The sequence below is a fragment of the Opitutia bacterium KCR 482 genome (assembly GCA_029269845.2).
Lineage (GTDB): Bacteria > Verrucomicrobiota > Verrucomicrobiia > Opitutales > Intestinicryptomonadaceae > Merdousia.
Map to the genome: position 1 here is coordinate 161,710 of CP149973.1, position 26,204 is coordinate 187,913.

The window sequence follows — 26,204 nt, forward strand, 5'->3', positions numbered from 1 at the left end:
AATTCGCGGAGGAGAGGAGTGCCGGAGCGTTTGTTCCGCGCCTGTCTGCTTGACAAAAGCGCGGCTTGTGCCATGCTTGTCCGAATGGAAAATTTTGCAGACAGAAGCGGATGCATCGGACGCGAAGAGGCTCTCGAACTTTTGAAATCGGGCAGTCCGCTCGATTTGGGCGAACGCGCCGACGCCGCCCGCAGGGCGCGCCACGGCAACAAGGCTTATTACGCGGTGAACGCGGCGATAACGTATTCGAATATTTGCGAGGCTCTCTGCCCCATTTGCTCGTTTTCCAGAAAGGAGGGGCAGGAAGGCTCCTACCTGCTTTCGCCCGACGAAGTGCGCGAAAGGGCGGCGAACTTTTCGAAAATGGGCGCGGAGGAAATCCACATCATCGGCGGCATGTACTCCAAGCTTCCGCTGGCGTACTACATCGACGTTGTGAAAGCCGTGAAAGACGCCGACCAAAAGCTCAACGTGGTGTCGTTCACGGTGTCGGAATGCGTGCTGATGTCGCGGGTGTCGGGGCTGCCGCTCGAAACCGTAATCCGCATGCTCATGGACGCGGGAACGGGCGCGCTCCCCGGGGGAGGCGCCGAAATTTTCGACGACGCCGTGCGCGAAAAAATCTCGCCGAACAAGCTCACCGCCGACGAATGGCTCGGCGCAATGCGCGTCGCCCACCGCTGCGGCTTGAAGACAAACGCCACAATGCTTTACGGGCACATCGAAACGCCCGAAACGGTCGTAGACCATCTGTTCAGGCTGCGCGAATTGCAGGACGAAACGGGCGGCTTCAAGGCGTTCGTGCCGCTTCCGTTCAGGCGCGGCGCAAGCGCGATTAGCTCGAAGGCGTCGGGCGTGTACGACCTCAAAATATGCTCGCTTGCGAGAATCGTTCTCGACAATTTTCCGCATATCCGCGTGCCGATTCCGCACTTCGGCGACAGAATGGCGCAGATACTGCTTAACTTCGGCGCGGACGACATCGGCGGAACGCACTGGCATGAGGAGGTCGCGGCGGCGGCGGGAGCGGCTAAAACGGAGCGCACCGAAGAGTTCATGCGGCGCACGATAGCCGGAGCGGGCTTCGAGCCGGTGAAATGCAATTCCAATTATGGCGCATAGTTTCGGCAGGGTTTCGTACATCAACAGCATTCCGCTTTTCTGCGCGGAACCGCCGTTCGACGTGCGCGAGGCAGTGCCGTCGAAGCTTAACGCCGCGGTCGAAAGCGGCGCGCTCGACATCTCGCTAATCTCGCGCTGGATTTATCCGAAAGTCGCAAAAGACTATGCGGTTATCCCCGATTTTTGCATAGGAGGCGACGGCGAAATAATGTCGGTAAAGCTGTTTTCGCGCGCGCCCCTCGGGCGGCTCGGCGGGCGCAAAATTTTCATCACTTCCGAAAGCGGCACGTCAATCAGGGCGTTCCGCTACGCGATGGTCAAAAAATACAAAATCGACATCTTTGCGCTTCCGCGCGCCGACGGAATCGCCGATGCCGACGCCGTTTTGCTTATCGGCAACCGCGCCCTTTCTTTCGACGCCTCCGACTACGGCTTTGTCGCCGACTTGGGCGAACTCTGGAAAGAGGTTGCGGAAGTGCCCATGATTTACGCGGTGGCGGTTGCGCGGCGCGGAATCTTCGGCGGGGCGGAGGGCGAAGTGCGCGAATATTTCGGAAAGTCGCTCGAACTGTTCGAATCGCAAAAGCCGCGCTGGCTCGACGTCGCCGCAAGACGCTTCGAGCAGTCGGAGGGCGTGCCGATTGCGCGTTCGGTTTTGGAAAAATACTACTCGCGCCTGATTTACAGATTCGACGGCGGCGAGTTCGAAAAATCATTTAAATATGTGGAGGCTCTCGATGGATATATCGGATAAAATCGCAAACGGCGGGCGCGTTTCGGAGGCGGAGGCCCTCGCGCTTTTCGACGCGCCGCTCTTCGAATTGGGGCGCATGGCCGACGCCCGCAGGCGCAGTCTCGACCCGTCGGGAGAGGCGGGGTATATCGTCAACCGCATGGTGAACTATTCCAATGTCTGCAAGGCGATGTGCGCGTTTTGCGCGTACCACGCAAAGGCGGGCAGAATCTCGCCGTACACGCTTTCGGACGACGAAATTTTGCGGCTTTGCGGCGACGCCGTCGAGCGCGGCGGCGTCCAGCTGATGTTGCAGGGCGGCCTCCACCCCGACTTCCGCCTCGAATGGGCGGAGGGTCTTTTGCGGCGGATAAAGGCGGCGTATCCCGATCTTTGGCTGCATGTGTTTTCGCCGTCCGAAATCGTCTGGTTCGCGAGGGGCGCGGGGATTGCGATTGCCGACTGCGTGCGCCGCCTCAAAGACGCGGGCGCGGATTCCGTTCCGGGGGCTGCCGACATTCTCGTGCCGCGCGTGCGCGCCGAAGTTTGCGGCAACAAGTGCACTGTCGAGGAATGGACCGAGGTTATGCGCTCGCTTGCGCATATCGGCATGTACTCGTCGGCAACAATGACTTTCGGCATAGGCGAAAACCTTTCCGAGCGCATAGAGCACCTTTCGCGGATAAGGAAAATTCAGGACGAAACGGGTGTCTTCAAGGCGTTCATCGCGTGGCCCGTCGCCCCCGAAAACACCGAAATAGAGGGGAAAGTGGAGCGCGTCGGCTCGCCCGAATTTCTGAAAATGCTGGCGGTCTCGCGCATATTTTTGGACAACGTAAAATACGTGCAGTCGGGCTGGCTGACCGAGGGGCTGAGGGCGGCGGAAGTCGCGCTGCTTTTCGGGGCGAACGACGTCGGCGGGGTGCTCATGGACGAAATGGTGGTCCGCGCAGCGGGAATCGACAACAGGGCGACCGCCGAAAACATGCGCAGGGTTATCCGCAACGCGGGTTTCCGCCCGCGCGAACGCGACGGTCTCTACAATACAATACGCGCATTCTAAAATGAAATTCGCAATCACACCCTGTCCCAACGACACGTTCACATACTTCGGGCTAATCGACGGCGCGGTTGAGTCGGACTTCGAATTCGTTTTCGACGACATCGAAAACCTCAACCTCGCCGCCGAAAACGGAACGTATCCGATTACAAAAATGTCCTTTGCCCAGTACGCGAAGTGCGACGGCAAATACGAGCTTCTCGACGCGGGCGCGGCTCTCGGAATGGGCACGGGACCCGTGCTTGTCGGGCGCGGGGAAATCGACGCCGACTGCGTATTCGCAGTCCCCGGCATAAACACGACGGCGGCGCTGCTGCTCAAACACAAATTCGGCAAAAACGTAAAAATGCGCCCGATGCACTTTCGGAAAATCGCAGACGCCGTGGCGGCCGGCGAATTCCGCGCGGGAGTGCTCATTCACGAGGGGCGTTTTGTGTACGAATCTCTCGGACTCGAACTGCTGTGCGACTTGGGCGCGGAGTGGAGCAACTCGACGGGGCTTCCCGTGCCGCTCGGCTGCATCTGCGTGCGCCGCGATTTTTCGGAACGCCGCCCCTCGATCGAGTCGGCAATCCGCGCAAGCCTGAGCGCGGCGTTCGCCGACCCCGAAAAAACCTACCCGTATGTCGCAAACATGGCGCAGTACCTCGACCCAGACGTGCTGAGAAAACACATCTACGCGTTCGTCAACGACTACTCTTTCGACATCTCCCCGATAAGAAAAAAACTTCTGGATTCTCTATGCTAAGAGCCGTATTTTTCGCAACCCGAATGGAGGCCGAGCGCGTTCTCGCCGAAAAAAAATTCGGATACAAACAAATCTGCGCCGAGCCGTTCAGGGTCTGGCGCAATCGGCGGAATCTGATTGTAATCACGGGAATCGGGCTTGTGAACGCGTCGGTCGCGTTCGCGTGGGCGGCGCGGAAATTCAGGTTCGGCGACGTTCTCAACGTGGGCGCGGCGGGGGCTACGGCGTTCGGCGGCAAACCCGTCGAGATGGGGAAATTCTACAAAATTTCGAAAGTGGTGTGCCTCGAACCCTACAACGAAATGACGTTCAGGCTCGGACGCGCGGGCAGGGCGTTGGTGTCGAGCGGCAGCCCCGTTTCGACGCGCGAGGAGCGCGAGTATGCGGGAAAATTCGCGCCGCTTGTCGACATGGAGGGCTACGCGCTCGCGCGGGCGGCGGAGGTTTTCGGCAAAAAAATTTCGATGGTGAAAATGGTGACCGACTTTTCGCACGAATGCGATATTTCCGGAAACATAAAAAAGATGTCCGAAAAATTCGCGCAAATGGAGGGCGTCTGGATTTAACGCTTGAAAATCCGCGGGCGCGGCAAAATAGTCTTCGTTTTTTATGAGAAAATTTTTCGAAAGCAGAAAGGCAAAACTGGTTCTCTTCGGCGCGGCGGCGGTCGCGCTCGTATTCGCGTGGACGCTCTTTCTTTGGCGCGACGAAATCATGGGGGGTGTCGCCGAACTGGGGGTCTATTTCCGCGACAGTGTGAAGATTCTCGACGGCGTGCCGCTCGCGTTCTACGCGCTTGCGATTTTCGCCCTGCCGCTGTTTTTCCTGCCCGTAACCCCCGTGTTCGTCGTGGCGGCGGCGCGTCCCGAACCCTACTGGGTTGTGCTGCTGTTCTGCCTTGCGGGAGTTTCGGCAAACGTTGTGGTGTCGTATTTCATCTCGCGGAAATTCGGGTTGTTTCTCAGGCGGGTGCTCGAAAAGCGCGGCGTGAATATTCCCGAAATCCCGCCCTACGAGCAGTACGAGCTGACGTTTCTGATGCGCATGATTCCCGGAAATCCTCTGGCGGTGCAAAACTACGTTTTGGGCGCGGCGAACGTTTCGTTTTTCAAGTACGTTGTGGTGTCGCTGCCGATTCAGTATTTGCAAATTTCGGCGTATGTGTATTTCGGCGAGGGGATTTTCGAGGGCGGAATTTCGAAGATAATTCTGGGGTCGAGCCTGCTGATGGTCGTCGCCGTAATCGCCCGAATGCTCGAAAAACGCTACGGGCACAAACTCAAAAAAAATGGAATTTCTAAAACAGAGCGATGAAATTTTGAGCGTCGGCGAATTCTCGCGGCGTTTCAAAATGCTGGTAAAAACGTCGGTTCCCGAACTGTGGCTAAGCGGCGAAATTTCGAACCTCAAAACCTATTCGAGCGGACACACATACTTCACGCTCAAAGACGAGGACGCCGCGATTTCGGCGGTGCTCTTCAAGGGCAACGCCCGTGCGGTGTCTTTCCCCCTGCGCGAGGGCATGAAGATTTTCGCGTACGGCGAAATCTCGGTCTACGAACAGCGCGGCAACTACCAGCTTATTGTCCGCGCGGCTCTGCCCGACGGCGCGGGAAGCCTCGCCGAACGCTTCAACGCGCTCAAACGCAAGCTTGCCGACGAGGGGCTTTTCGACGCGGAGCGCAAAAAACAAATTCCGACGCTTCCCAAAAACGTGGCGGTCATAACTTCGCCGACGGGGGCGGCAATCCGCGACTTCTGCCGAATACTTACGCGCCGCGGCTGGCGCGGCAACGTGTGGATTCTGCCGTCGAGGGTTCAGGGGGCGGAGGCGGCGCGGGAAATAGTTTCGCAAATCGAATACGCGCAGACGCGCGCCGCGCCCGACGGCTCGCCGTTCGACCTCCTTGTGCTCATGCGCGGCGGCGGAAGTTTGGAGGACCTGTGGCCTTTCAACGAGGAAATCGTCGCCCGCGCCGTCGCGGCATGCCCGATACCCACGATTTCCGCGGTCGGGCACGAGATTGACTTCACCCTTTCCGACTTCGCCGCAGACCTCCGCGCCGAAACTCCGAGCGCGGCGGCGGAACACATTTCGAGCGCGTACATCGAGGCGTCTTCGGCATTGCGCGAGACTTTCGAAAATATCGCAAAACGCGCGCAATTCAGACTGGCCGCGTTGCGCGCGGAGCTCGACGCAAAGGCGGGCGTTTTGCGGGCGAATTCGCCGACGGAAAAAATCGCAAACTACGCGCTGAGGCTCGACGAAATGTCGGCGCGGCTCGATTTTTCGGCGGCGCAAAGAATCCACGCGCTCCGCTCGGAGCTTGCCGAAGCCCGCGCCCACTTCGCCTCGGTTGCGCCGCTTCCGCGCTTGGCGGCGATGTCGGACAGGCTTTCGGCGATGTCGAAACAGCTCGAAATTTTGGGCGTTGAAAACACGCTAAAACGCGGCTTCGCGCTTGCGACCGATTCCGACGGCCGCGCGGTTTCGGCGGCGACGGCAAAAGTCGGCGAAACTCTGGACGTGCGCTTCTCCGACGGCTCGGTTTCCGCGACGGTCGGAAGCGTGGCGCGGCGTTAGCAAAGCGCGTCCGATTGCGCCGATTTTCCAATTAAGTATTGTAAAACGAAAACGGAAAACTAATCTTGCCTTTATGAAAAAATCGCTTTTTATTCTGTCGATATCGCTTGCGGCTATGCCCGCATTTGCCGAATCCGCGCTTGACTCCGTCGCCTGCATGGGCAGGGTCGCGCCCGCCGAGCGCATTGCAAAGCTCACTGCGGCGTCGCCGACGGGCGCGCAGCCCGTTGTCAAAACGCTCTTCGTGAAAAAGGGAGACTTTGTCGAAAGCGGCGCGAAGGTCGCCGAAATGGCGGGGATTGACAAGGCGAAGGCGTCGCTCGAACGCGCCGAAGCCGTGCTCGCGGCGGTGAAGAGCGCGTCGGCAATCCGCGTGCAGCAGCAGAAAAATCTTGTGGACGACCTCGGCGGCTCGTTCGCGCAAAACAAAAAAATTCTCGACGAAAAAGACCCGCCGCGCCGCGAGCGCGAGGAAATCGAGTACGAGCAGGAGTCGCTTGCCCGCAAAATCGGACAGGCAAAAGGCATGCTCGCGCTTGTCGAGGCCAACGAAAAGAACGTCGTTGCGGAAGCCGAAAAAGTCGTCGCCGAGTCTCGCCGCCATTTCGAAGAATTCACACTGCGCGCGCCCGTTTCGGGCGAAATCGTCGAACTCAACTGCGAGCGCGGAGAGGCGGTCGGCGCGGAGGGCGTCTGCGAACTCGCAAACACCCGCGAGATGTTCGTAAACGCCGAAGTCTACGTTGCCGACATCGCGAAAATCAAGGTCGGCGACAGGGCGGAAATCACCGCCGACGCGCTCGGCAAAAAGGTTTTCGGCGGGGCGGTCGTGCAGATTTCGGGCTATGTGAAGTCGAACAGGCTGTTCAGCACCGACCCAAGCGAGTACTCCAACACCCGCGTGATTGTCGCAAAAATCAAGCTCGACGACGCTTCGAGCTTCAAAAACCTCATCGGCTCGCAGGTAAACGTGCGCATCCTTTTGAAGTAGCAAAGTGGCGCGGAACAAAAAAAGTCTTTTCGAGAAAATCGTGCCGCTCGGCATTCCGCTTGCGTGGCTACAACTGGCGTCCGAAAGCAAGCGGTTTGCGGTGGCGCTTGCGGGCATCACGTTCGCGGTGGCGATGATGCTCTTCCAAATGGGGCTTCAAACCGCGCTCTACAAACAGGTTGTCGGCCCGCTCCTGCTGCTCGACGGGCAGGTTATGATTGTAGGCTCGCACTACGAATATTTCGGGGTGGGGCGCGGCTTTGCAAACGTAAGGCTGCATCAGGCTCTCGCGAACCCCGACGTTGTTGAGGCGAATTCGATAAAGCTCGGCTGCGCGTCCTTCAAGAGCGTAGGCGACGGCCGCGAGCGCGACATCTTCCTTATCGCCTTCGATCCGTCCCGAAAGGTCTTTTTATCAAAAGATATTTGCGAACAGCAAAATTTATTAAAAAACCACGGAACGGTTCTGTTCGACTCGCTCTCGCGCTCGCAGTACGGCGACGTCGGCAGGCTGTTCGAAAGCGGCGGAAAAGTCCGCACGGAAATCGCGGGCGAAAAGTCGGACATTGTGGGGCTTATCGAAATAGGGCCTACGTTTGCCGCCGACGGCAACGTGCTTATGAGCCTTGCCACGCTCGAAAAATTCTGGCACTCTCCGTCGGGCGTAAGCGATGTGGGTGTCCTGAAACTGCGCGAGGGGGCGAACCCCGACGAGGTTGCGGAGTCGCTGAAAAAGATTTTTCCGCAAAACGTGAAGGTGATGACAAAAGACGAGTTTGTAAAGTCGGAAAAGGCGTACTGGGGCAAGCGCACGCCCATCGGCTTCGTAATCGGCGCGTCGATGGCGGTTGCGATTTTCGTCGGAGCGGTTATCGTCTACCAGATTTTGTACACCGACGTTTCCGACCACATTCCCGAATACGCTACATTGAAAGCAATCGGATTTGCCGACTCTTTCTTTGTGGGGATAATTGTGCAGGAGTCTTTCATTCTGTCGTTCTTGGGCTTTATCCCCGGGGCGTTGCTCGCCGAGCTTCTCTACATTATGACGCGCGAGATTGCGGGAATGCCGACGTACATGTCGCTCGACAGCCTGCTTATCGTCTTCGGTCTGTCGCTTTCGATGTGCGTTTTTGCGGGGCTTTTGGCGACGCGCAAGCTCCGCAAGGCGAACCCCGCCGACATCTTCTAAGCAAGCCGCCGAAGCGCGTCTGCATGGGCAAGAAAAAAGCCGGCCTTCGTTAAGGTCGGCTTTTCTTTATTTGGCGTTTCGTTTTTTTGCGAGCTTTCTGCGCTTTGCCGCGTAGATGCGGAAGATTCTGTCTTCCGAAACTTTGAGGTTGGGGTCTGCGGCAATCGCCACGCCGCTTCGCATGTAATAGGGCGTGCGTTCGGCAAGCAGGGATTTTATCTTTTCGAGCCTGTTGTCAACGTTCAGAAGAGGGCGTTTGTCGTTGCCCGAAACGCGGGCCAAAATTTCGTCGGGCGAGCTGAACAAAACCACGCTTACGCCTTTCGATTTCACAAGTTCGGGCATGTCGCCGCGGCAGCAAAGCCCGCCGCCGCACGCCACCACGCAGCCGTGGTCGGGGTGTCCGCTTTCGATGAATTCGCGTTCGAGCTTTCTGAAATATTCCTCGCCGTATTTTGCGAAGATGTCTTTTGTCTCCATTCCGCACTTGCTCTCGATTTCGGCGTCGGAGTCTATAAAGCGGAAGCCGAGCCGTTTTGCGAGCCTTTTGCCGAGCGCACTTTTGCCCGTGCCCATAAATCCGAGGAGATACAGGTTGGGCGAAAATTTTTTGTCGGAGCTTTGCGGCATGGTATTTTCAATATTTCACATACCGCTTTTATTGCAAGCCGAAAACGCGCCCGCCGCCTCCTAAAATTCCGACAAGCGCAAAAAAAAAGACGGCGCAATGCCGTCTTTTTTTTGCGGAGACGAATCTCCGCGTTCGAATGCCGCAATTACTTGGCGATAACGCGAGCCATTTCGAGAACCTTGTTCGAATAGCCCCATTCGTTGTCGTACCAGGAAACGACCTTGACGAAAGTCTTGTCGAGCTGGATACCGGCCTTTGCGTCGAAGATGGAGGTCTTCGGGCAGTTGCGGAAGTCCGTCGAAACGACTGCGTCTTCGGTGTAGCCGAGGATACCTTTGAGTTCGCCTTCGGAAGCAGCCTTCATAGCGGCGCAGATTTCGTCGTAAGTGCATTCCTTGTTGAGTTCAACCGTGAGGTCGACAACCGAAACGTCGGAGCAGGGAACGCGCATCGACATACCCGTGAGCTTGCCGTTGAGTTCGGGGAGAACTTTACCGACAGCCTTCGCAGCACCCGTCGAGGACGGAATGATGTTTTCGAGGATACCGCGGCCGCCGCGCCAGTCCTTCTTCGAGGGACCGTCAACCGTTTTCTGGGTAGCGGTTGCAGCGTGGACAGTCGTCATCAAGCCGCGCTTGATACCGAACTTGTCGTTGAGAACCTTCGAGATGGGAGCCAAGCAGTTGGTTGTGCAGGAAGCGTTCGAGATGATTTTCTGACCGGCATAGGTCTTGTCGTTTACGCCGTAAACGAACATCGGAGTAGCGTCCTTCGAGGGAGCCGACATGATGACTTTCTTCGCGCCGGCTTTGAGGTGCGCCGAAGCGAGTTCTTCCGTGAGGAAGAAGCCCGTCGATTCAACAACGACGTCAGCCTGAACTTCGTCCCATTTGAGGTTCGCGGGGTCTTTTTCAGCCGTGATGCGGATTTTCTGGCCGTTTACGACGAGGAAGTTGCCTTCTACGGAAACTTCGCCGTTGAATCTGCCGTGAACCGAGTCATACTTGAGCATATAAGCCAAGTATTCGGGGTCGAGCAGGTCGTTGATGCCGACGATCTCGATGTCCTTCGAGAAGTTTTCGAAAGCTGCACGGAAAACCATGCGGCCGATGCGTCCGAAACCGTTAATGCCTACTTTAATCATTTTATTTTCCTTTTCTATTGGTTTAATAAAAATTGAAGCTTCGCATTATCGCGCGGACTTTGATTCTTGCAACTCTTTTTTTCGATTTTTTCTTCTCCCGTCGGAAACGGCGGGCGGGCGCAAAAAATTCTCGACTATTCCGCGGACTTCCGTTTATTTATCTGCGCAAATACCAACACACATATCTGTATATGAGAAAAAAACTGGCATTTTTTGCGGGACTTGCGCTTGCGGCTTCCGCGCTTTGGGCGAACGTGAGGCTCGAAAACGGCAAGCTCGCCGTCGAGTTCGACGACTTGGGCAATCTTGCATTGCTCAAAAACAAAATTTCGGGCGAAAACTATGCGGGCGGGCAGGGGCTTTGGCGCATAATCTACACGCAGAACGAGCTTCTCGAAGAGCCCGTCGAGTCGGAGAGCGTCCCCGTGAGGGTTGAAAAAAAGTCCGACACGCTCGCGACGCTTTCGTTCGGCGGAGAATTTCCCGTGGAGGTCGCGTGCCGCTTGGAGGCCGAGGAAGTCCGCTTTTCGGCGAAAATTTCGAACAACTCGAAAGACAAAATCCTGCGCGAATTCCAGTTCCCGATGATTAAAAACGCGGGCATCGACAAATCGGCAAGCCTCGTGAATTCGGGCGGCGGCGGCGCGCTTGTACCCGACTTTTACAAGCATGTGGAGCGCGCCGAAACCCAGTACAAATCGCAGGACAACATCGCCGTCGAGCACTACGTCCCGTACCCGATGTCCCGCACGATGAACATGTTTGTAATTCAAAACCCAAAAGGCTCGCTCTACTTCGCCTCGATAGACCCGAATTTCGAGCTTACCCTGCATTTGGCAAGATACCGCAAGGAAAACGGCAAATTCAAGTTTCTCGACGTCGCCATGGTGAAGTACCCGTTCATAAAACCGGGGGAATCGTACGCAACCGCGGAGTTTGCCGTCGCCCCGACCGTCGGCGATTGGCGCGAGGGGGCGCGTCTGTACGCCCGCGCGTGCGAAAGCTTCTTCAAAATTCCCGAGCGTCCCAAATTCATAGAAAATATGAACGGCTGGCAGCGGATAATTATGCGCCACCAATACGGGCGCGTGTTCTTTCCGTATGCGAAGCTCGACTCCGAAATCGGCACGGCTGGCTTCGAATGCGGACTTGACACCATTCTGCTTTTCGGCTGGTGGAAAGAGGGCATGGACGCCGGCTATCCCGACTATTCCCCCGAAACGGAGCAGGGCGGCGACGCCGTTTTGCGCGAAAACATCAGGAAATACCAAGCCCGCGGCGGAAAAGTGCTGCTCTATTTCAACGGACAGCTCATCGACGTTTCGACCGACTACTACAAGAGCGGCCGCGGAGAAAAAGTCTGCGTAAAAACTCCGAGCGGGCTGCCGCACATCGAACGCTATCCCTTTGGCGGCGACGGCACGGGACTCCGTGTGCTCGGGCACAAGACCTTTGTGACGGCGTGCCACGGAACCGACGAATGGGAGCGCGTGCTCAAAGGATATGTGGACCGCGCGGTGTCGCTGGGTGTCGACGGAATATTTTTCGACCAGCTCGGAAGCGGCAGCCAAATATGCTGGGACGCTTCGCACAAGCACAAAGTGCCGTGCACCGACATGATGAGGCACAAGTCGGAAATGCTCGGAAAAATCCGCGCATACATAAAGTCGAAAAAACCCGATTTGGCGTTCGGCACGGAGTATGTGGGCGACGCAACCTCGCGGCACATCGATTTTGCGCATTCGTGCGGCATGGACTATTCCGCCGCGAAAAAGCGCCCCGACGGCAAGCCGCTTATGCGCTACGTTCCCCTTTTCAAATACGCTTTCCCGAAGGTGATTTTTTCGGACCGCACAATCCGCGACGACTCCGACATCGAACGCCGCGTGAATCTCTGCCTGATGTGGGGCTGGACGAGCGACGTCGAAATCTACCGCTGCCGCGCGACGATAGACGAAACCCCGCGCTACAAGGCGTATCTTTCCGCCGCAAACGCCCTGCGCGGCAAATACCGCAGTCTCATTCTCAACGGGACATACCGCGACCGCGACTTGGCGGAAGTCTCCGACGACAGGCTCGACTACACCACATTCGAAAACGATTCGCAAATCGCTGTGTTCGTCGCCAATTTGTGGCTCGACAAACCCGTGTCGGCAAAGGTCTCCGTGGACGGCGCGACGTTTGCGAAATCCGAAACTTTGGGAAAGGCCGAAGCTTCGGGCGGGGGAGGCAACGCGGAAGTTTCGCTCGGCAAAAACGGCATGGCTCTTTTGATATTCGATAAAAACAAAAAATAGCGCAAAATATCATGAAAAAACTTACGGTCCTTCTTTTCTGTGCTTTCGCCTCCCTTGCCGCGTCGGGCGCGAATCTTGCGGATTTTCCGCGCCTCGACGGCGAAACTTCCGACTCGCCGCGCCTTGCCCGCGCCGTCGCGAGCGTGCCGCTCGGCGTGCTCGACATTCCCGAAGGCAGGTACGAGATTGACTCCACCCTAAACGTCGCAAACGGCGCGTCGCTCCGCATGGAAATTACCGCGAAGTTCGTCGCCGTAAAGCCCATGGAGTTCATGCTCTACTACGACGCCGCAAGTGCTTCGAAAAGCCGCCGCAACAACGCTTTCATTTCGGGCGGGGAATTCGACGCAAACGGGCTTGCCGACGGCTGCGTGAAAATCGTAAACTTCCAGCATTTCACCTTTCGGGACACGCTTTTCCGCAACCCCAAAAAGGCGGGGCTTACCGTGGGCGATGCCGAAAAGCGCGGCGGCTACGAGCTTGTAGCAAACAACCTGTACTTCCGCAACACAATGCGCGGTCTTGCGGGGAACGCAGGCATGCAAATTTACAGCGGCGACTGCCATTTTACCGACTGCATTATTGTAGACTACACAATAGGAATCGACCAGCGGCGCGGAGGCTCGAACCGCTACACGCGCTGCCACGTTTGGGGCGGGCCGATACCTCCCGCAAAAAAGGGCGGGCTGCCCGAAATGCTTGCCGATTCAATCTGCTTCAAGCTCTCAGGCGGCGACACGCTTTTGCGCGACTGCTACGCCGACACGGGGCTTATCGGCTTTCTTGTCGAGGCGAATACGCGCCTTTTGGGGTGCTCGTATTTCAACAACTACAAGACTTTTAAAATGGACAACCCCGTAGCCATTGTGCACAGGCGCGGAACGCTCATAGTATCCGACGGGTATTTTACGAAAACGTCGCCGAACGCGCGCCTGTACAAAGAGGAGTTCGAGCGGAAAGGCTCCGGAAAGCTCGTCTGGCGCGACAACTTTATAAACAGATTCAATTCCGAAGATTTGCACCTGCCAAGCTCCGTAAAATAGGCGTCGGACGGTCGAACTTGGGCAAAACAAAATGCGCTTCGTTTGAAGCGCATTTTTTGTAGTAGGATTTCCCCGCGTTCCTGATTTCGACGCGTGCAAAGCCCAACGCATAAAAAAGGGGAAACCCCCGCCGATGCCGCCTTGCCAGTTAGGTTAACGCAACCTCTTTTTAACGAGGTGGGTGCGGCCGGCGCGACTTTTGCCTTCCGTTCCGGACGGCTTGACAGCCACCGCGCGCGGCATGCTCCCTGAATTGATGTCATTAAGGATGGGAACCGAGTCGGCAGTATCGAACAACGCAGAGGTTTCTTATTTTTCTTATCTCAAAACCGCGTCGGATTTTCAAGCAGTTTTTTTCTTTATTTCTCGCAAAAAACGTCGGGCATTCTCCGCCGCGAATAATTCTTCGATGCTTTCCATGCCCGCATTCCGCAGGCAATTTTGCGGAACAATTACGCGCATTTTGCAAGACGGGCAGTCCGCCCGCCTATGCGTTGTTTTTGCGATTGTTTCGAGATATCGAATATGAAAATCGAAACAACAAGGAAAATGAAGAATTTTAAATATGTTTTAATGGTGTTTGCGGGCGGCGGTTTTGGGCAAAAGGGTGGAGGCACTCCAAGTTGCGGGAATCGTCGCAATGCTTTTCGGAATCGCCCTCATGAACCTCCGCAAGGCGCGGGCTGGCTGACGCCGAACGGCACGGATTCCGCGCCCGCGCCCCGCGCTATTTTAGCGAAATTGCTTGACAGTATTGCCGATATTATCAGGATATTCCGACTGATTTTTTATTTTAAAAACACTTGCATATGGCTCTGATTGTACAGAAATACGGCGGCACGTCCGTCGGCGATACCGACAGAATACTCAATGTCGCAAAGCGAATCAAAACGTTCGTGGACGGCGGAAACAGCGTCGTCGTGGTCGTCTCCGCCCGCAGCGGAGTGACAAACGAACTTATCGCCAGAGCGAAAACGTTTTCCGCAACTCCCGACGAGCGCGAGATGGACATGCTCCTTGCCGTCGGCGAACAGGAGACAATCGCGCTTACGGCGATGGCGTTGCACTCGCTGGGGCTCAAAGCGGTGTCGAGGACGGGCGCGCAGGCGGGCATCATTACAGACGACGCCCACACCCGCGCAAGAATAGTCGAAATCACGGGCGGCGACATTCGCGAATGCCTGTCGCGCGGAGAGGTCGTGATAGTCGCGGGCTTTCAGGGAATCGACCGCCACGGCAACGTTTCCACGCTCGGACGCGGCGGAAGCGACCTTTCTGCAATCGCGCTGGCGGCGGCTCTCAAAGCCGACATCTGCCAAATCTACACCGACGTCAGCGGCGTCTACACCGCCGACCCGCGCGTGGTCAAAAACGCCCGCAAAATTCCCGAAATGTCGTACGAGGAACTTTTGGAAATGGCGTCGCTCGGCTCGAAAGTCATGCAGGCGCGAAGCGTGGAATTTGCGCAGAAGCACAACGTAGTTTTCGAAGTGCGCTCAAGCTTTAACAACGAACCCGGAACAATAGTGAAATCGGAAGCACCATCATTGGAAGACGTCGTAATCAGCGGCGTGGCAATAGACAGAAACCAGACGAAAGTTACAGTAAGCGACATTCCCGACAAGCCCGGCACCGCGGCGGAAATCTTCCGCGAACTCGGCGAGGCGGGAATCGTGGTCGACATGATTGTCCAGAACGTCGGACGCGGCGGCAAGGCGAACCTCACCTTCACGGTCTCGAAAGACGACGCGGCGAAAGCCGAAAAAGTCCTGCGCGCGCATTGCGAAACTATCAAGGGCGCGACGGTTTCGATTACGGGCGACATCGCCAAGGTTTCGGTCATCGGCACGGGCATGCGCTCGCACAGCGGCGTTGCGGCAAAGTTCTTCCGCACGCTCGCCGACAACAGCATAAACGTGCAGATTATCACGACGAGCGAAATCAAGATTTCGGTCGGCATCTCGCTTGAAGACGCCGACGCGGCGGCGAACGCGCTCCACGCGGCGTTTGCGCTCGACAAATAGTTTCCGCGCCCCGACGCAAAGCGGTGCGCTTTTCAAATTTTGCGTTCGAAAAAAATGTTTCGGACCAAGGCAATGCGCCGTTAACGCGGCGCAAATTGCCTATAAAAAAGACAGAACAGACAGGCTTGAAATGGAATACATAAGCACACGCGGACAAAGCAAAAAACTGGCGTTTTCGGAAGCGGTTTCCGAGGGGCTTGCGCCCGACGGCGGCCTCTACGTTCCCGCGTCGATTCCCGACATTTCCGGAAAACTGGCGTCGTGGGAGGGCTTGACGTACCCCGAAGTGTGCTTCGAGTTCCTAAAAATCTTCGCCGACGACATTCCCGAAGCCGACCTCAAAAAAATCGTGGACGCGTCGTATAAAAAATTCGACGACCCGCGCATTGCCCCGCTTACGAAGCTCGACGAATCGCATTATCTGCTCGAACTCTACCACGGTCCGACGCTTGCGTTCAAGGATTTCGCGCTCCAATTCGTGGGGAACCTGTACGAATATCTGCTTTCGAAAAGCGGCGCAAAAATCAACGTGCTCGGCGCGACGAGCGGCGACACGGGCAGTGCCGCAATCAACGGGCTTTTGGGCAAGAAAAACGTAAACATTTTCATACTCTATCCCGAAGGCAGAATCTCGCCCTTGCAGGAACGTCAAATGGCGTGCACGGGGGCAGAAAACGTTTTCCCGATTGCAATCCGCGGCACGTTCGACGACGCGCAGGCGATTGTAAAAGGGCTTTTCGGCGATTTGGATTTCAAGGCAAAGTGGAATCTTTCGGCCGTAAACTCCATCAACTTGGCGCGAATTCTCGCGCAGTGCGTCTACTACGTCTACGCGTGGCTTAGCCTGCCGAAACAAAAGCGCGAAAGCATCACGTTTGTAGTGCCCACGGGCAATTTCGGCAACGTGTTCGCGGGCTGGCTTGCGCACAAGGCGGGCTTGCCCGTAGCGGGGTTCAGGGTTGCGACAAACCGCAACGACATTCTCTGCCGCCTCTTCAATTCGGGCGTCTACGAGCTTTCGGGGGTCGCGCCAAGCTACGCGCCGTCGATGGACATTCAGGTTGCGTCGAATTTCGAGCGTTTCATCTACTACTTCACGGGCGGCGACTCAGAAAAAGTCCGCGAGATAATGTCGGCGTTCAAGCGCGACGGCAAGTGGTTTTTCGAAGACTTCAAGGCGGGCGAATTCAGCGCGTCGAGAATGTCGGACGAAGAGATTGCGGCGACGATTTCCGAAATATACAAAAAGTACGGCGTTGTCATAGACCCGCACACGGCGTGCGCGTTCAAAGACCTGCCCGAAAGCGGAACAAAGGTTGTGCTTTCGACGGCGCACGCGGCGAAATTCCCTAAGCTCATAGAAGACACGCTGGGGATTCACCCGACGGCGGAGTCGCTCGAAAAGCTTCTCGACAGGAAAATCGTAAAGGAAATTTCCGACGCCGACGCGGGGAAAATCCGCGCATACATAGAGGCGAAAGGCATTAGATAGCCCGTCCGATGCAAGGCGGGCGGGCGTTTCCTCACTCCCAAACGGCGGCGGATTGCGCCGCGAAAAAAAATAGTGTCAAAAGCCAAAAAACTATGGGCAAAAATAAAATTTTCATATACGATACAACACTGCGCGACGGCACTCAATGCGAAGGCGTTTCGCTTTCCGTCACGGCAAAATTACGACTCGCCGAAAAGATGGACAAGTTCGGCTTCGACTTCATCGAGGGCGGCTGGCCGGGGTCGAACCCGCGCGACATGGCGTTTTTCGAACAGGCGAAAAGCCTCAAACTTGCCCACGCAAAAATCGCGGCGTTCGGCTCGACGCGCAGGGCGAATACCGCGGTTGCGGACGACAGGCAGGTTGCGCTGCTTCTCGAATCGGAAGCGCCGGTCATAACGATTTTCGGCAAAACGTGGCTTCTGCACGTCGAAGAGGTCATAAAAACCACCGCCGAGGAAAACCTCAAAATGATTGAGGAAACCGTGGCGTACCTCGTGTCGCACGGCAGAACGGTCTTCTACGACGCCGAGCATTTCTTCGACGGCTACAAGGACAACCCCGAATACGCGCTCGCAACCCTCGACGCCGCAAAGCGCGGCGGGGCGGCATTCGTCTGCCTTTGCGACACAAACGGCGGCACGATGGTTGACGAATTCGGCGCGATTGTCGAAAAGGTCGTAGCCCACATGGACGGAATCCCCGTGGGCGTGCACTGCCACAACGACTGCGGACTGGGCGTCGCGGTTTCGCTCGAAGGCGTCCGCAGGGGCGCAACCATGATTCAGGGCACGATAAACGGGCTTGGCGAACGCAACGGAAACGCAAATCTCTGCACGATTATCCCGAACCTCGTTCTGAAAATGGGCGAGAATGTTGACTGCGCAAGAAACCTCGCAAAACTGCGCGACCTCTCGCTGTTCCTCGACGAAATGGCGAACCTTAGAAGCGACACGCGCCTGCCATACGTCGGCGCGTCGTCTTTCGCGCACAAGGGCGGAGTGCACGCCGACGCCGCAAACAAGGTAAAGCGCAGCTACGAGCATATCGACCCGTCGCTTGTGGGCAACCGCACGCGCGTGCTTGTAAGCGACATGTCGGGCAGGGCGTCGGTCATGATGAAGGCGCGCGACATGGGCGTTGACGTAAACTCGAAAGACCCGGTAATCGGGCAGTTCCTCGACGAGCTTAAAAACCTCGAATTCAGGGGCTACGAGTACGAGGCGGCGGACGCGTCGTTCGAGCTTCTCCTCTCGAAATTCCTGAAAAAACACAGCGACCACTTTGTGGTGCGCGGGTACAGGGTCATTGTGGAGCGCGACGAATTTGCGAGAATCACGAAGTCGGAGGCAACGGTGAAGCTCGAAATCGGCGGCACTATCGAACACACCGTCGCCGAGGCGCACGGGCCTGTCGCCGCGCTCGACCTTGCGCTCCGCAAGGCGTTGGTCGAAAAATTCCCGCAAATAAAAGACATCGAGCTTTCCGACTTCAAAGTGCGCATAATCGACAGCGGCGCGGGCGCAAACGCAATCACGCGCGTGCAGATAGAGTCGAAAGACTCGAAGCGCGTCTGGGGCACGGTCGGCGCGTCCGACAACATCATCGTAGCCTCGTGGGAGGCGCTCAAAGACGCAGTCGAATTCAAACTTTCGGAAGAGGATTGATTTCTTCGATTTTTTGTGCCAACATAAGCTCCCGATGGATTCAAACGAAGAATACAAAGTCGTCGATATTGGCTCGGCCATCTCGAACAAAACCCTCAAAAAATTCTACGGCTTTATAAAAAAGCCGTTCGAGGGCTTTCTCGGCATCACAAAGCTGAACTCGACATACGATTTTCTCAAAAGACACACGTCGGGCAACTTTTACGAACGCGCAATCAAGGCTATCGGAATTAACTACGAAATCGACGACGACGACTTCAAGAAAATCCCCAAAGACGGCGCGCTCGTGGTTGTCTCGAACCACCCGCTCGGCGGAATCGACGGAATCATAATGGGCGCGGTGCTCCTGCGGGCGCGTCCCGACGCAAAGGTAATCGTCAACGGGCTTCTCGCAAAAATGCCCGAAATCAAGGAGTGGTCGATTTGCGTAAACCCATTCGGCGGCAAGGCGGCGACGGCGCAAAACGTGTCGTCGATGAAAGACACAATCCGCCACCTCAAAAACGGCGGCTGCGTGGGAACTTTCCCGTCGGGCACGGTTTCGCACATCCACCTCCGCGACTGCTGCATTAGCGACCCCGAATGGAACACGAACATCGCGCAAATCGCCCGCCGCACAAACGCGAACATTCTGCCCGTCTATTTTGAGGGGCGCAACTCGTGGCTGTTTTATATCGCCGGTCTTATCCACCCGCGCCTGCGCACAATGCTGCTAATCCGCGAAATGTTCGGAGTGGCGAAACGCAGGAAAATCAAGATGAAAGTGGGCGGCGTGATTTCGGCGCGGAAACTTCCCGAATTTCCGACCGACGACGAGCTGACGTCGTGGCTTCGCATAAACTCGTACGTCTTGGGCGGGCGCAACAACAAGGGCGAAAAACAGAACCCCACACAGTTGCAGATTATCCAGCGCAGCATAGAAAAAATCTTCCCGATTATGCACAGGGAAATGCAGGAGCTTATCCTGCCAATCGACCCCGACAAAATGGCGAAGGAAATAGGCGCGCTTCCGCAGTCGGCGTGCATGATTCGCGGCGGGAAAATCTCGGTATTCTGCGCCGAGGCGTGGCAGATTCCGTGGACGCTTCTGGAAATCGGGCGGCTCAGGGAAAAGACTTTCCGCGAAGTCGGCGAAGGCTCGGGCAAGAGCGTCGACAACGACGAGTTCGACCAGTACTACCTCCACATGTTCATGTGGGACGCCGAAAACAGGAAAATCGCGGGCGCATACAGAATAGGGCGCACCGATAAAATCATGAATTCGCTCGGCGTGCAGGGGCTGTACGCGTCGACGCTCTTCCAAATTCAGCGCGAACTTATCGACAGAATCAACCCCGCGCTCGAAATGGGGAGGTCGTTCATCGCGAGCGAGTACCAGAAAAAACGCTCGACGCTCGCGATTCTGTGGAGGGGAATCGGCGAATACCTCTACCGCAACCCCCACTACCGCACGCTCTACGGGCCTGTCAGCATAAGCACCCACTACAATTCGATTTCGAAAGACCTGATGGTTCAGTTCCTGTCGGAGCGCAAAACTTCGGAAGAGCTTGCAAAATTCGTCAAGGCAAAAAAGCCGCCGAAAGTGAAGATGAAAAACATCGACAAAAAGGCTCTGCTTGAAGGCGCGCACGACATCGACCACATCTCCGCGCTCGTCTCGGAAGTGGAAATCGACAACAAGGGAATCCCGACGCTGCTCAAACACTACTTGAAGCTCGACGGCGAACTGCTGGCGTTCAACGTAGACCCCGATTTCGGCTCGTGCATAGACGGACTTATCATGGTGGACATGCTGCGGGTAGACCCCAAACTGCTGAAATCCTACATGGGCGACAAGCAGGCGGTCGAATACCGCAAACACCACGGCTTGGATACCGAGCTTTTCGAAGCCCGCCAAGCCGAAAAATAGCCGCGCAAAAGCTCCGCCGCAAAATCGCGGGCGGCGCAGGCGCATACTAAAAAGCGGGAGGGCATTTCCGCCCGTATTCCCCGAAAACCGTGAATCGTCCGCGAACATTCGGACGCTTTTTTATTGCGTCTTTTTAAGCATCAGGCGCGTGCGGGCAATTTGGTCTTCCAGAAGTTTTTTTAGGGGAGAGTCGGCGTCGGTTTCCGCCAAGACCGACTCCAAAACATCTATCGACTTTTGAAACTTGCCGTTTTTTGCAAGCAGCGACGCATAAATTCTGCGCGAGTAAACGGTGGGGGCGGGGCGCGTAGCAAGCCGCGCGTAGCACTCTTCCGCAAGTTTGTTGTCGCCGATTGAAATTGCTATTTGCCCTTTTTGCAGCCAGAGCTGCTCGCTGTCGGGGTGCAGCTTCAAGCCGCGCTCGACAAGTTTCAGCGCAATCGCCGCCTGACGCTTTTTCAGCAGGCGCAGGGCGGATTCGTCGCGCTGTTTTGGCGGCAGTTTTTGAAGAAGCCAGTGGGGGGTGTCGAATGCAATCATCGCCGCGCCCTGAGTCCAAAACGTAATCATGGAGGGGTCTATTTTTGTGGCGAGGTCGATTGCCGCCATGCAACCGGCGACGTCCTTTTTCTCCCAGTCTATGTAGCCCTTTATCCACGCGAAGTCCGAAACAAGGGAGCGGTACCCGCCGAGTATTCCCCAGAGCGCGCCGCCGCCCGCGCCTCCGAGCGATTCCGCAGAAAGCGTTTCGCCGCCGACAGCTATCGCGTTTTTTACTGGCATGCCCGCAATCGCCGCCGCGCCGAATGCCGCCGCCGCAAAGAGGAAAATCTGCGTTTTCTCGAACATGCTAAAATTCCCTTTTGGAAAACGCGAATGCCGCAGCCGCAATCGCCGCCGCAGAATAAGCCGCGGCATAGGCTAACGCAGCCGCGAACGCGCCGCAGTCGACGGGCGCAAACGCGAACTTTTCGAGGGCGTTGAACATGTTGAAATCGGGAAAAGCATAGGAGGCGATTTTTGCAAAGCCCTCCGTCTTTCCGCCGAGCCAGAGCGTGATTTCGCCCGCGGTCGAAACCGCAAGCGCCATGAAAGACACTACCGCCGAGAAGAGCAGGGAGGTTGACACCGAGCACACGAACGCCGCAACCGCCGCAACCGCGCAAAGCTTGCACCATTGCGCGAACGCGTACGCGCAGACGCCCGCATAGTTTGTTTCAAGCCCCCCCGAAAGTCGCTCCGCCGCCTCTCCGAAACCCGCCCGCGTGATGAAAAGCATAAGGCACGTCGCCGCCGCGATTACTGCGGCGAAAAGCGCGAGAGCCGCCGCCGCGCCCAGAAACTTTCCAGCCGCAAACTGCGCGTACCCGACGGGCTTTGAGAGCAGGGTGATGACCGTCTTGTTTTCAAGCTCCGAATGGAAAATCTGGCAAGTGGCGACGACCGCGATAATCGAGCCGAAAAATCCGAGCGCGCCCGAACCGAAGTCGAACACAAAGCGCAGCTGTTCGTGCCCGAGGTCGAGCGACAGCAGGTATTTCGAGGAGAGCACGAGCGCGAGCGCAACGAGCGCCACAAGAATCATCAGCTTCTGCCTGAGCGTCTCGCGCAGAGTGTTTGCCGAAATCAAAAAGACGTTTCTCATTTTCCCTCCACGGTTTTTTTGAAAAATTCTTCGAGCGAAATTTTAGACGCCGATTTTTTCACGACATTCGCGCCGAGCGACTCGGCGAAGGCTGCTATTTTCGCAAGCCCCTCCGCGTCCGCGCCGTCGATGTCGAGGCTCGTGCGCCCGCCGATTTCAAGCAGTTTGTCGATTTCGCCGATTGCCGCGATTCTGCCCGCGCTAAGGACAGCCACACGAGAGCACAGCCGCTCGACCTCGCCCATCATGTGCGAGCACAAAAGAATGGTCTTGCCCGCGTTTTTGAGCTTCACGACGATTTCCGCCATCGCCGACGTTCCAACGGGGTCGAGCCCCGACGCGGGCTCGTCGAGAATGACGACTTTCGGGTTGTGGACAATCGCCTGCGCAAGCCCCGCCCGCTGTACCATTCCCTTTGAATAGAGGGAAAGCGGGCGGTTTGCGGCGTCGGAAAGCCCGACAGTTTCGAGCGCGTTTTCTGCGGCGGCGCGGGCGGCTTTTTTTCCCAGCCCGCAAAGTTCGGCGTAGAACGAAACGAGCTCAAGCCCGCTTAGGAACTTGTAAAAATAGGGGTTTTCGGGAAGGTAGCCGACTTCGCGCTTTGTAGCGCGGCTTGTCGGATTGCCGAGAATTTTGCATTCGCCCGAATTTTGCCTGAGTAGCCCCAGCAGAATTTTAATAGTCGTGCTCTTGCCCGCGCCGTTCGGCCCGACAAGCCCGAAAACTTCGCCTTCCGCAACGTCGAACGACACGCCGTCGAGGGCGCACACGCCGATTCCGCGTATGCCGTAGCGGTAATATTTTTTGAGATTTTTTATCTCTATTGCGTTCATAGTCTGATTTCGAATCCCTTGTAGGAAACGTCGGCGGTGTCGGCGCGTTCGTCGGTCGATTTAATGAAGTCGCGCATGACTTTCGCGATTTCGTCGGCAAACGCCCGCGTTTCGGATTCGTCCCCGACGGCAAGCAGGTGCACGCGCCCGTCATCGAGATTTTCCACAAAGCCGCACACGTCGAAGCCCGCCGCAATCTGCGTAGTTTTGTATCTGAACCCGACGCCCTGAACGCGCCCCGTGTACCAAATCTGCAATCTGTGTTTTTCCGCCATGGCAGTTTCATCTCATATAGTCGGCGGGCTTGCAACTTTTTTTACGCCGCAAACCGCAGTTCGGCGCGGGGGGAAATTTTGCGCTTGAATTTTGGAACGCCGGCATATTTAATTTGTCTTAAAAGTCGTCGATTACATTTTGTAAACCGACGTTAATTTATAACAGAAAGAACTAAATTGAAAAAGACATTCATCTCGACAATGGCGGCGCTCGCCGCGCTTACGTCGGCAACATACGCCGCCGACAATACGAACGACGAATACATCAAGACCTTCGGCATGATGATGTTCGAACGCAACGGACTTTCCGACCTCAAACTTACTCCCGCCGAATTCGACGTTTTTGTCGCGGGTATGAAAGACTCTTTCGAAGGCAAGAAAATGCCCGAAAACATTCAGGAAATCGGCCCGAAAATGCTCCAATACCTGAGCGCGCGCGCCGAAGCGAACATCGCAAAGGAAGCCGCAAAGGCGGAAGCTGTCGCCGCAGAATACTGGAAAGAGCTTGAAAAGAAAGAGGGCGTCAACAAAACCCAGAGCGGTCTTGCGTACGAAATCATCGCAAAGGGCGACGGCCCGACGGCTAAGGAAGACTCCGACGTTACAATCAAGTACACGGGCAAACTCATCGACGGCACGGTTTTCGACACCACCGAAAAGGCGGGCGGCAAACCCGCAACTTTCAACCTTTCAAAGGTAATCCCCGGCTTCCGCGAAGGCTTGCAGAAAGTGGCAAAAGGCGGCAAGGCTCGCCTGCACATTCCCGCAAAGCTCGGTTACGGCAACCAGCCCGTCCCCGGAATCCCCGTCAACTCGACGCTCATTTTCGAAGTCGAAGTTATCGACGTAGATTCCGCGCCCGCGAAGATTCCCGCCGCTCCCGCCGCAAAATAGCGCGACAGATTTTTTTTCGAAACCGCCTCCTGAATCGGGGCGGTTTTTTTGTTTCGCGGCGGCGGCGCAATGCCGCAAAATTCCGCAAACGCGCCCACAGGAAAACGCAAACTTGCTGCAAAATAAAAACGGGAAGCGTTATATCTTGACATTTTCGACGCAATTCAAATTATCTTCCGAATATTTTGTACGGGTGGTAGCGCAGCCTGGCTAGCGCATCTGGTTTGGGACCAGAGGGTCGTGGGTTCGAATCCCACCCGCCCGACATTTGGCAAACGCTTTTCGGTCAGAGCGCCGCCACTTCAAAAACCTGCTACTCTCGCGTACCCAAGTACGCCACGACCAGCAGGTTTTCTTGTGTCTGCGCTCTGCCTCAAAAATCGTTGCGCCAAAACAAATCCCGCGCGTTGAAAGTTCCTACAATTATTTGCGTTTATTGTCGCAAAAAAAAATGTTCCGCAACGTTCCGCATTTTCGGCGAAAAAAAAACGGTTGACAAATTTCCGCGCATAATTTTTTTGTCTTAACAGTTCATTTAACAGGGTGGATTTCGATTCCGCCTACGACATTTTTCAGACAAACGGAAGCCCGTGAGAATCGGGCGCGGTCGCGCCGCTGTAAGTGTCCGTTTCGCGCTAAACATTTTGCCACTGCAACAGCGGGAAGGCGTTTTGCGCGGGGACACAAGCCAGAAGACGAGTCTGAAAGATTCACCCTTTGATTCCCGCGCAAGGATTTCCGAGGGCTTGTCGCGATGTTTCCGCGGGGCTTTTTATTTTTTTGTTTGCCCCGCAGTCTTTTCGCGTTCGGGCTTCACGGTTTTCTCCGCGGGGCAACCAACGGAAAAGACAAGCTATGAAATACCAATTAACATCAATACTCGCTTGCGGCGCGCTCATCGCGGCCTCAGCAAATGCGGCTACAATCTCGTTCGAAGACGTTTCTCTTCGCGGCGACTGGAACTACGAAGGCGTTGACTACTCCGTATACGGCGGGGAAGACTACTATACTTGGAAGCCCTCTTCGAGCGGCAAAGTTTCGTCGTGGCAAAAGATGCCCGAAAGCGTCGGGCGCTTCGAATGGAATTTCGGAAAAATCACGAGCGGCCTGCATTTCAAGACAACATCGTATAATTATAATTACTATAATGCGGGCGGATTCTTGCTTTCGAATTCGACAAACAAGTCCGACACAACCTACGCGAACGACCTTTGCTCGATTACGGGCGGCGGCGCGGGCGGTTCGTCGCAGTACGGCGTATTTTTCGGAAGCGTTGCGGACTCCAATTATGTTGCGCAAAAGCAGACTTACAAGGGCAGGGAATATTATTCCACGCTTGCCGGCGAATATCAGCTGACATTCGACGACGTTTACAATGTCAAGTCAATCGACATCACAAACACCGCCGTTAACGGAAAAATCTTCGGCTCGCCCGACTCCGCCAGCAACATGGGCTACACGACCGACGACAACGGGAAAATCACATACAACAGCGTGTTCAACACCGAAGACGCGTTCATTGCAGTTCTCGTTCGCGGCATAGACACAAACGGCGAGCTTACGCCGCTTGACGACGCCGCGACTTTCGTGCTCGCCTCCTACGGCTACCTCTGCGCCGATTGGGGCACGCTCGACTTGTCGAACCTCGCGACCGACGGTCTTATCGGGCTCGACTTCCAGATTATTTCTTCGTTCGGCAACACATACGGCATGACTTCGCCCGCATACTTTGCCTTCGACAATATTCTCCTGAACGTACCCGAACCCGCGACATACGCAATGTTCTTCGGAATAATCGCGCTTGCGTTCGCCGTTCGCCGCAGGTCTTTGCGCAAATAAAAAATAGCGGGGCACAAGCCGTTTTTTTTCGTTTTCGGCTTGCGCCCCGCTTTCCATTTTTTTATAAAATAGAAAAACAGA

Annotated in this window: 24 protein-coding genes, 1 tRNA gene, 1 other RNA gene and 1 riboswitch; of the genes, 19 read left to right on the top strand and 7 right to left on the bottom strand. The window is 56.1% G+C overall.

Going from position 1 to position 26,204, the window contains the following annotated elements:
• The first annotated feature begins 84 nt into the window (after positions 1-84).
• The 9 genes from P3B99_000685 to devC all read left to right on the top strand — a co-directional run bounded on the left by P3B99_000685 (position 85) and on the right by devC (position 8,430).
• On the top strand, positions 85-1,122 hold the full coding sequence (locus P3B99_000685) for a CofH family radical SAM protein (GenBank protein WYJ07645.1): 1,038 nt from the start codon (positions 85-87) through the stop codon (positions 1,120-1,122).
• The gene (locus P3B99_000690) at positions 1,112-1,876 is read left to right on the top strand and encodes a menaquinone biosynthesis protein (protein WYJ07646.1); all 765 of its coding nucleotides are present in this window, start codon (positions 1,112-1,114) and stop codon (positions 1,874-1,876) included. The genes P3B99_000685 and P3B99_000690 overlap by 11 nt, the downstream gene beginning before the upstream one ends.
• Positions 1,860-2,918 (top strand): CofH family radical SAM protein, encoded by a 1,059-nt coding sequence (locus tag P3B99_000695; protein WYJ07647.1) that lies wholly within the window; start codon positions 1,860-1,862, stop codon positions 2,916-2,918. The genes P3B99_000690 and P3B99_000695 overlap by 17 nt, the downstream gene beginning before the upstream one ends.
• Position 2,919: 1 nt before the next feature.
• Positions 2,920-3,663 carry an MqnA/MqnD/SBP family protein gene (locus tag P3B99_000700; GenBank protein WYJ07648.1) on the top strand — a complete coding sequence of 248 codons (744 nt, stop codon included), beginning with the start codon at positions 2,920-2,922 and terminating at the stop codon, positions 3,661-3,663.
• Entirely contained in the window at positions 3,657-4,229 is a 573-nt protein-coding gene (locus P3B99_000705; protein ID WYJ07649.1) for a hypothetical protein, read from the top strand. The genes P3B99_000700 and P3B99_000705 overlap by 7 nt, the downstream gene beginning before the upstream one ends.
• Positions 4,230-4,272: 43 nt before the next feature.
• Positions 4,273-4,977: a hypothetical protein gene (locus tag P3B99_000710; GenBank protein WYJ07650.1), complete on the top strand. Its 705-nt coding sequence runs from the start codon at positions 4,273-4,275 to the stop codon at positions 4,975-4,977.
• Positions 4,952-6,247, top strand: a complete 1,296-nt coding sequence (gene xseA, locus P3B99_000715; protein WYJ07651.1) for an exodeoxyribonuclease VII large subunit — start codon at positions 4,952-4,954, stop codon at positions 6,245-6,247. Before P3B99_000710 ends, xseA begins: the two co-directional genes overlap by 26 nt.
• Before the next feature lie 73 nt (positions 6,248-6,320).
• Positions 6,321-7,238: an efflux RND transporter periplasmic adaptor subunit gene (locus P3B99_000720; GenBank protein WYJ07652.1), complete on the top strand. Its 918-nt coding sequence runs from the start codon at positions 6,321-6,323 to the stop codon at positions 7,236-7,238.
• A 4-nt stretch (positions 7,239-7,242) separates the two neighbouring features.
• Positions 7,243-8,430: an ABC transporter permease DevC gene (devC, locus tag P3B99_000725; GenBank protein WYJ07653.1), complete on the top strand. Its 1,188-nt coding sequence runs from the start codon at positions 7,243-7,245 to the stop codon at positions 8,428-8,430.
• A 66-nt stretch (positions 8,431-8,496) separates the two neighbouring features.
• Here devC and P3B99_000730 read toward each other — a convergent pair whose 3' ends face one another.
• Positions 8,497-9,060: a shikimate kinase gene (locus P3B99_000730; protein WYJ07654.1), complete on the bottom strand. Its 564-nt coding sequence runs from the start codon at positions 9,058-9,060 to the stop codon at positions 8,497-8,499.
• Between the two features lie 146 nt (positions 9,061-9,206).
• Positions 9,207-10,205, bottom strand: coding sequence for a type I glyceraldehyde-3-phosphate dehydrogenase (gap, locus tag P3B99_000735; protein WYJ07655.1), 999 nt, complete (start codon positions 10,203-10,205; stop codon positions 9,207-9,209).
• A 191-nt stretch (positions 10,206-10,396) separates the two neighbouring features.
• Here gap and P3B99_000740 point away from each other — a divergent pair, with 191 nt between their 5' ends.
• A complete protein-coding gene (locus tag P3B99_000740; protein WYJ07656.1) occupies positions 10,397-12,502 on the top strand; it encodes a DUF6259 domain-containing protein in 2,106 nt (701 codons plus the stop codon).
• Positions 12,503-12,513: 11 nt separating this feature from the next.
• Entirely contained in the window at positions 12,514-13,545 is a 1,032-nt protein-coding gene (locus P3B99_000745) for a hypothetical protein (protein ID WYJ07657.1), read from the top strand.
• Between the two features lie 120 nt (positions 13,546-13,665).
• Here the strand turns inward: P3B99_000745 and ssrS are convergent.
• Positions 13,666-13,853: non-coding RNA, 6S RNA (gene ssrS / locus P3B99_000750), on the bottom strand.
• Between the two features lie 217 nt (positions 13,854-14,070).
• On the opposite strand from ssrS, the gene P3B99_000755 reads away from it, so the two are divergent.
• The 5 genes from P3B99_000755 (at position 14,071) to P3B99_000775 (ending at position 20,637) form a co-directional block, all read left to right on the top strand.
• Positions 14,071-14,364, top strand: a complete 294-nt coding sequence (locus P3B99_000755) for a hypothetical protein (protein ID WYJ07658.1) — start codon at positions 14,071-14,073, stop codon at positions 14,362-14,364.
• A complete protein-coding gene (locus P3B99_000760) occupies positions 14,355-15,569 on the top strand; it encodes an aspartate kinase (protein WYJ07659.1) in 1,215 nt (404 codons plus the stop codon). The genes P3B99_000755 and P3B99_000760 overlap by 10 nt, the downstream gene beginning before the upstream one ends.
• Positions 15,570-15,699: 130 nt before the next feature.
• Positions 15,700-17,061 carry a threonine synthase gene (gene thrC, locus P3B99_000765; protein ID WYJ07660.1) on the top strand — a complete coding sequence of 454 codons (1,362 nt, stop codon included), beginning with the start codon at positions 15,700-15,702 and terminating at the stop codon, positions 17,059-17,061.
• 92 nt (positions 17,062-17,153) lie between these two features.
• Positions 17,154-18,728 (top strand): citramalate synthase, encoded by a 1,575-nt coding sequence (gene cimA / locus P3B99_000770; protein WYJ07661.1) that lies wholly within the window; start codon positions 17,154-17,156, stop codon positions 18,726-18,728.
• Positions 18,729-18,762: 34 nt separating this feature from the next.
• Positions 18,763-20,637 (top strand): lysophospholipid acyltransferase family protein, encoded by a 1,875-nt coding sequence (locus P3B99_000775; GenBank protein WYJ07662.1) that lies wholly within the window; start codon positions 18,763-18,765, stop codon positions 20,635-20,637.
• Positions 20,638-20,757: 120 nt separating this feature from the next.
• Here the strand turns inward: P3B99_000775 and P3B99_000780 are convergent, their stop codons facing one another.
• Genes P3B99_000780 through P3B99_000795 form a run of 4 tightly spaced genes read right to left on the bottom strand, consistent with a single transcriptional unit; the run spans position 20,758 to position 23,390 of the window.
• Positions 20,758-21,486 carry a tetratricopeptide repeat protein gene (locus P3B99_000780; GenBank protein WYJ07663.1) on the bottom strand — a complete coding sequence of 243 codons (729 nt, stop codon included), beginning with the start codon at positions 21,484-21,486 and terminating at the stop codon, positions 20,758-20,760.
• 1 nt (position 21,487) lies between these two features.
• Positions 21,488-22,282: a hypothetical protein gene (locus tag P3B99_000785; GenBank protein ID WYJ07664.1), complete on the bottom strand. Its 795-nt coding sequence runs from the start codon at positions 22,280-22,282 to the stop codon at positions 21,488-21,490.
• Positions 22,279-23,115, bottom strand: coding sequence for an ABC transporter ATP-binding protein (locus tag P3B99_000790; GenBank protein ID WYJ07665.1), 837 nt, complete (start codon positions 23,113-23,115; stop codon positions 22,279-22,281). Before P3B99_000790 ends, P3B99_000785 begins: the two co-directional genes overlap by 4 nt.
• A complete protein-coding gene (locus P3B99_000795) occupies positions 23,112-23,390 on the bottom strand; it encodes an acylphosphatase (protein ID WYJ07666.1) in 279 nt (92 codons plus the stop codon). Before P3B99_000795 ends, P3B99_000790 begins: the two co-directional genes overlap by 4 nt.
• 177 nt (positions 23,391-23,567) lie before the next feature.
• Between P3B99_000795 and P3B99_000800 the strand changes: the two genes are divergently transcribed.
• The 3 genes from P3B99_000800 (at position 23,568) to P3B99_000810 (ending at position 26,123) form a co-directional block, all read left to right on the top strand.
• The gene (locus tag P3B99_000800) at positions 23,568-24,284 is read left to right on the top strand and encodes an FKBP-type peptidyl-prolyl cis-trans isomerase (GenBank protein ID WYJ07667.1); all 717 of its coding nucleotides are present in this window, start codon (positions 23,568-23,570) and stop codon (positions 24,282-24,284) included.
• A gap of 190 nt (positions 24,285-24,474) precedes the next feature.
• Positions 24,475-24,549, top strand: a tRNA-Pro gene (locus tag P3B99_000805).
• 269 nt (positions 24,550-24,818) lie between these two features.
• A riboswitch (cobalamin riboswitch) is annotated at positions 24,819-25,004 on the top strand.
• A gap of 135 nt (positions 25,005-25,139) precedes the next feature.
• Positions 25,140-26,123: a DUF4465 domain-containing protein gene (locus P3B99_000810; protein ID WYJ07668.1), complete on the top strand. Its 984-nt coding sequence runs from the start codon at positions 25,140-25,142 to the stop codon at positions 26,121-26,123.
• The last annotated feature ends 81 nt before the right edge of the window (positions 26,124-26,204 follow it).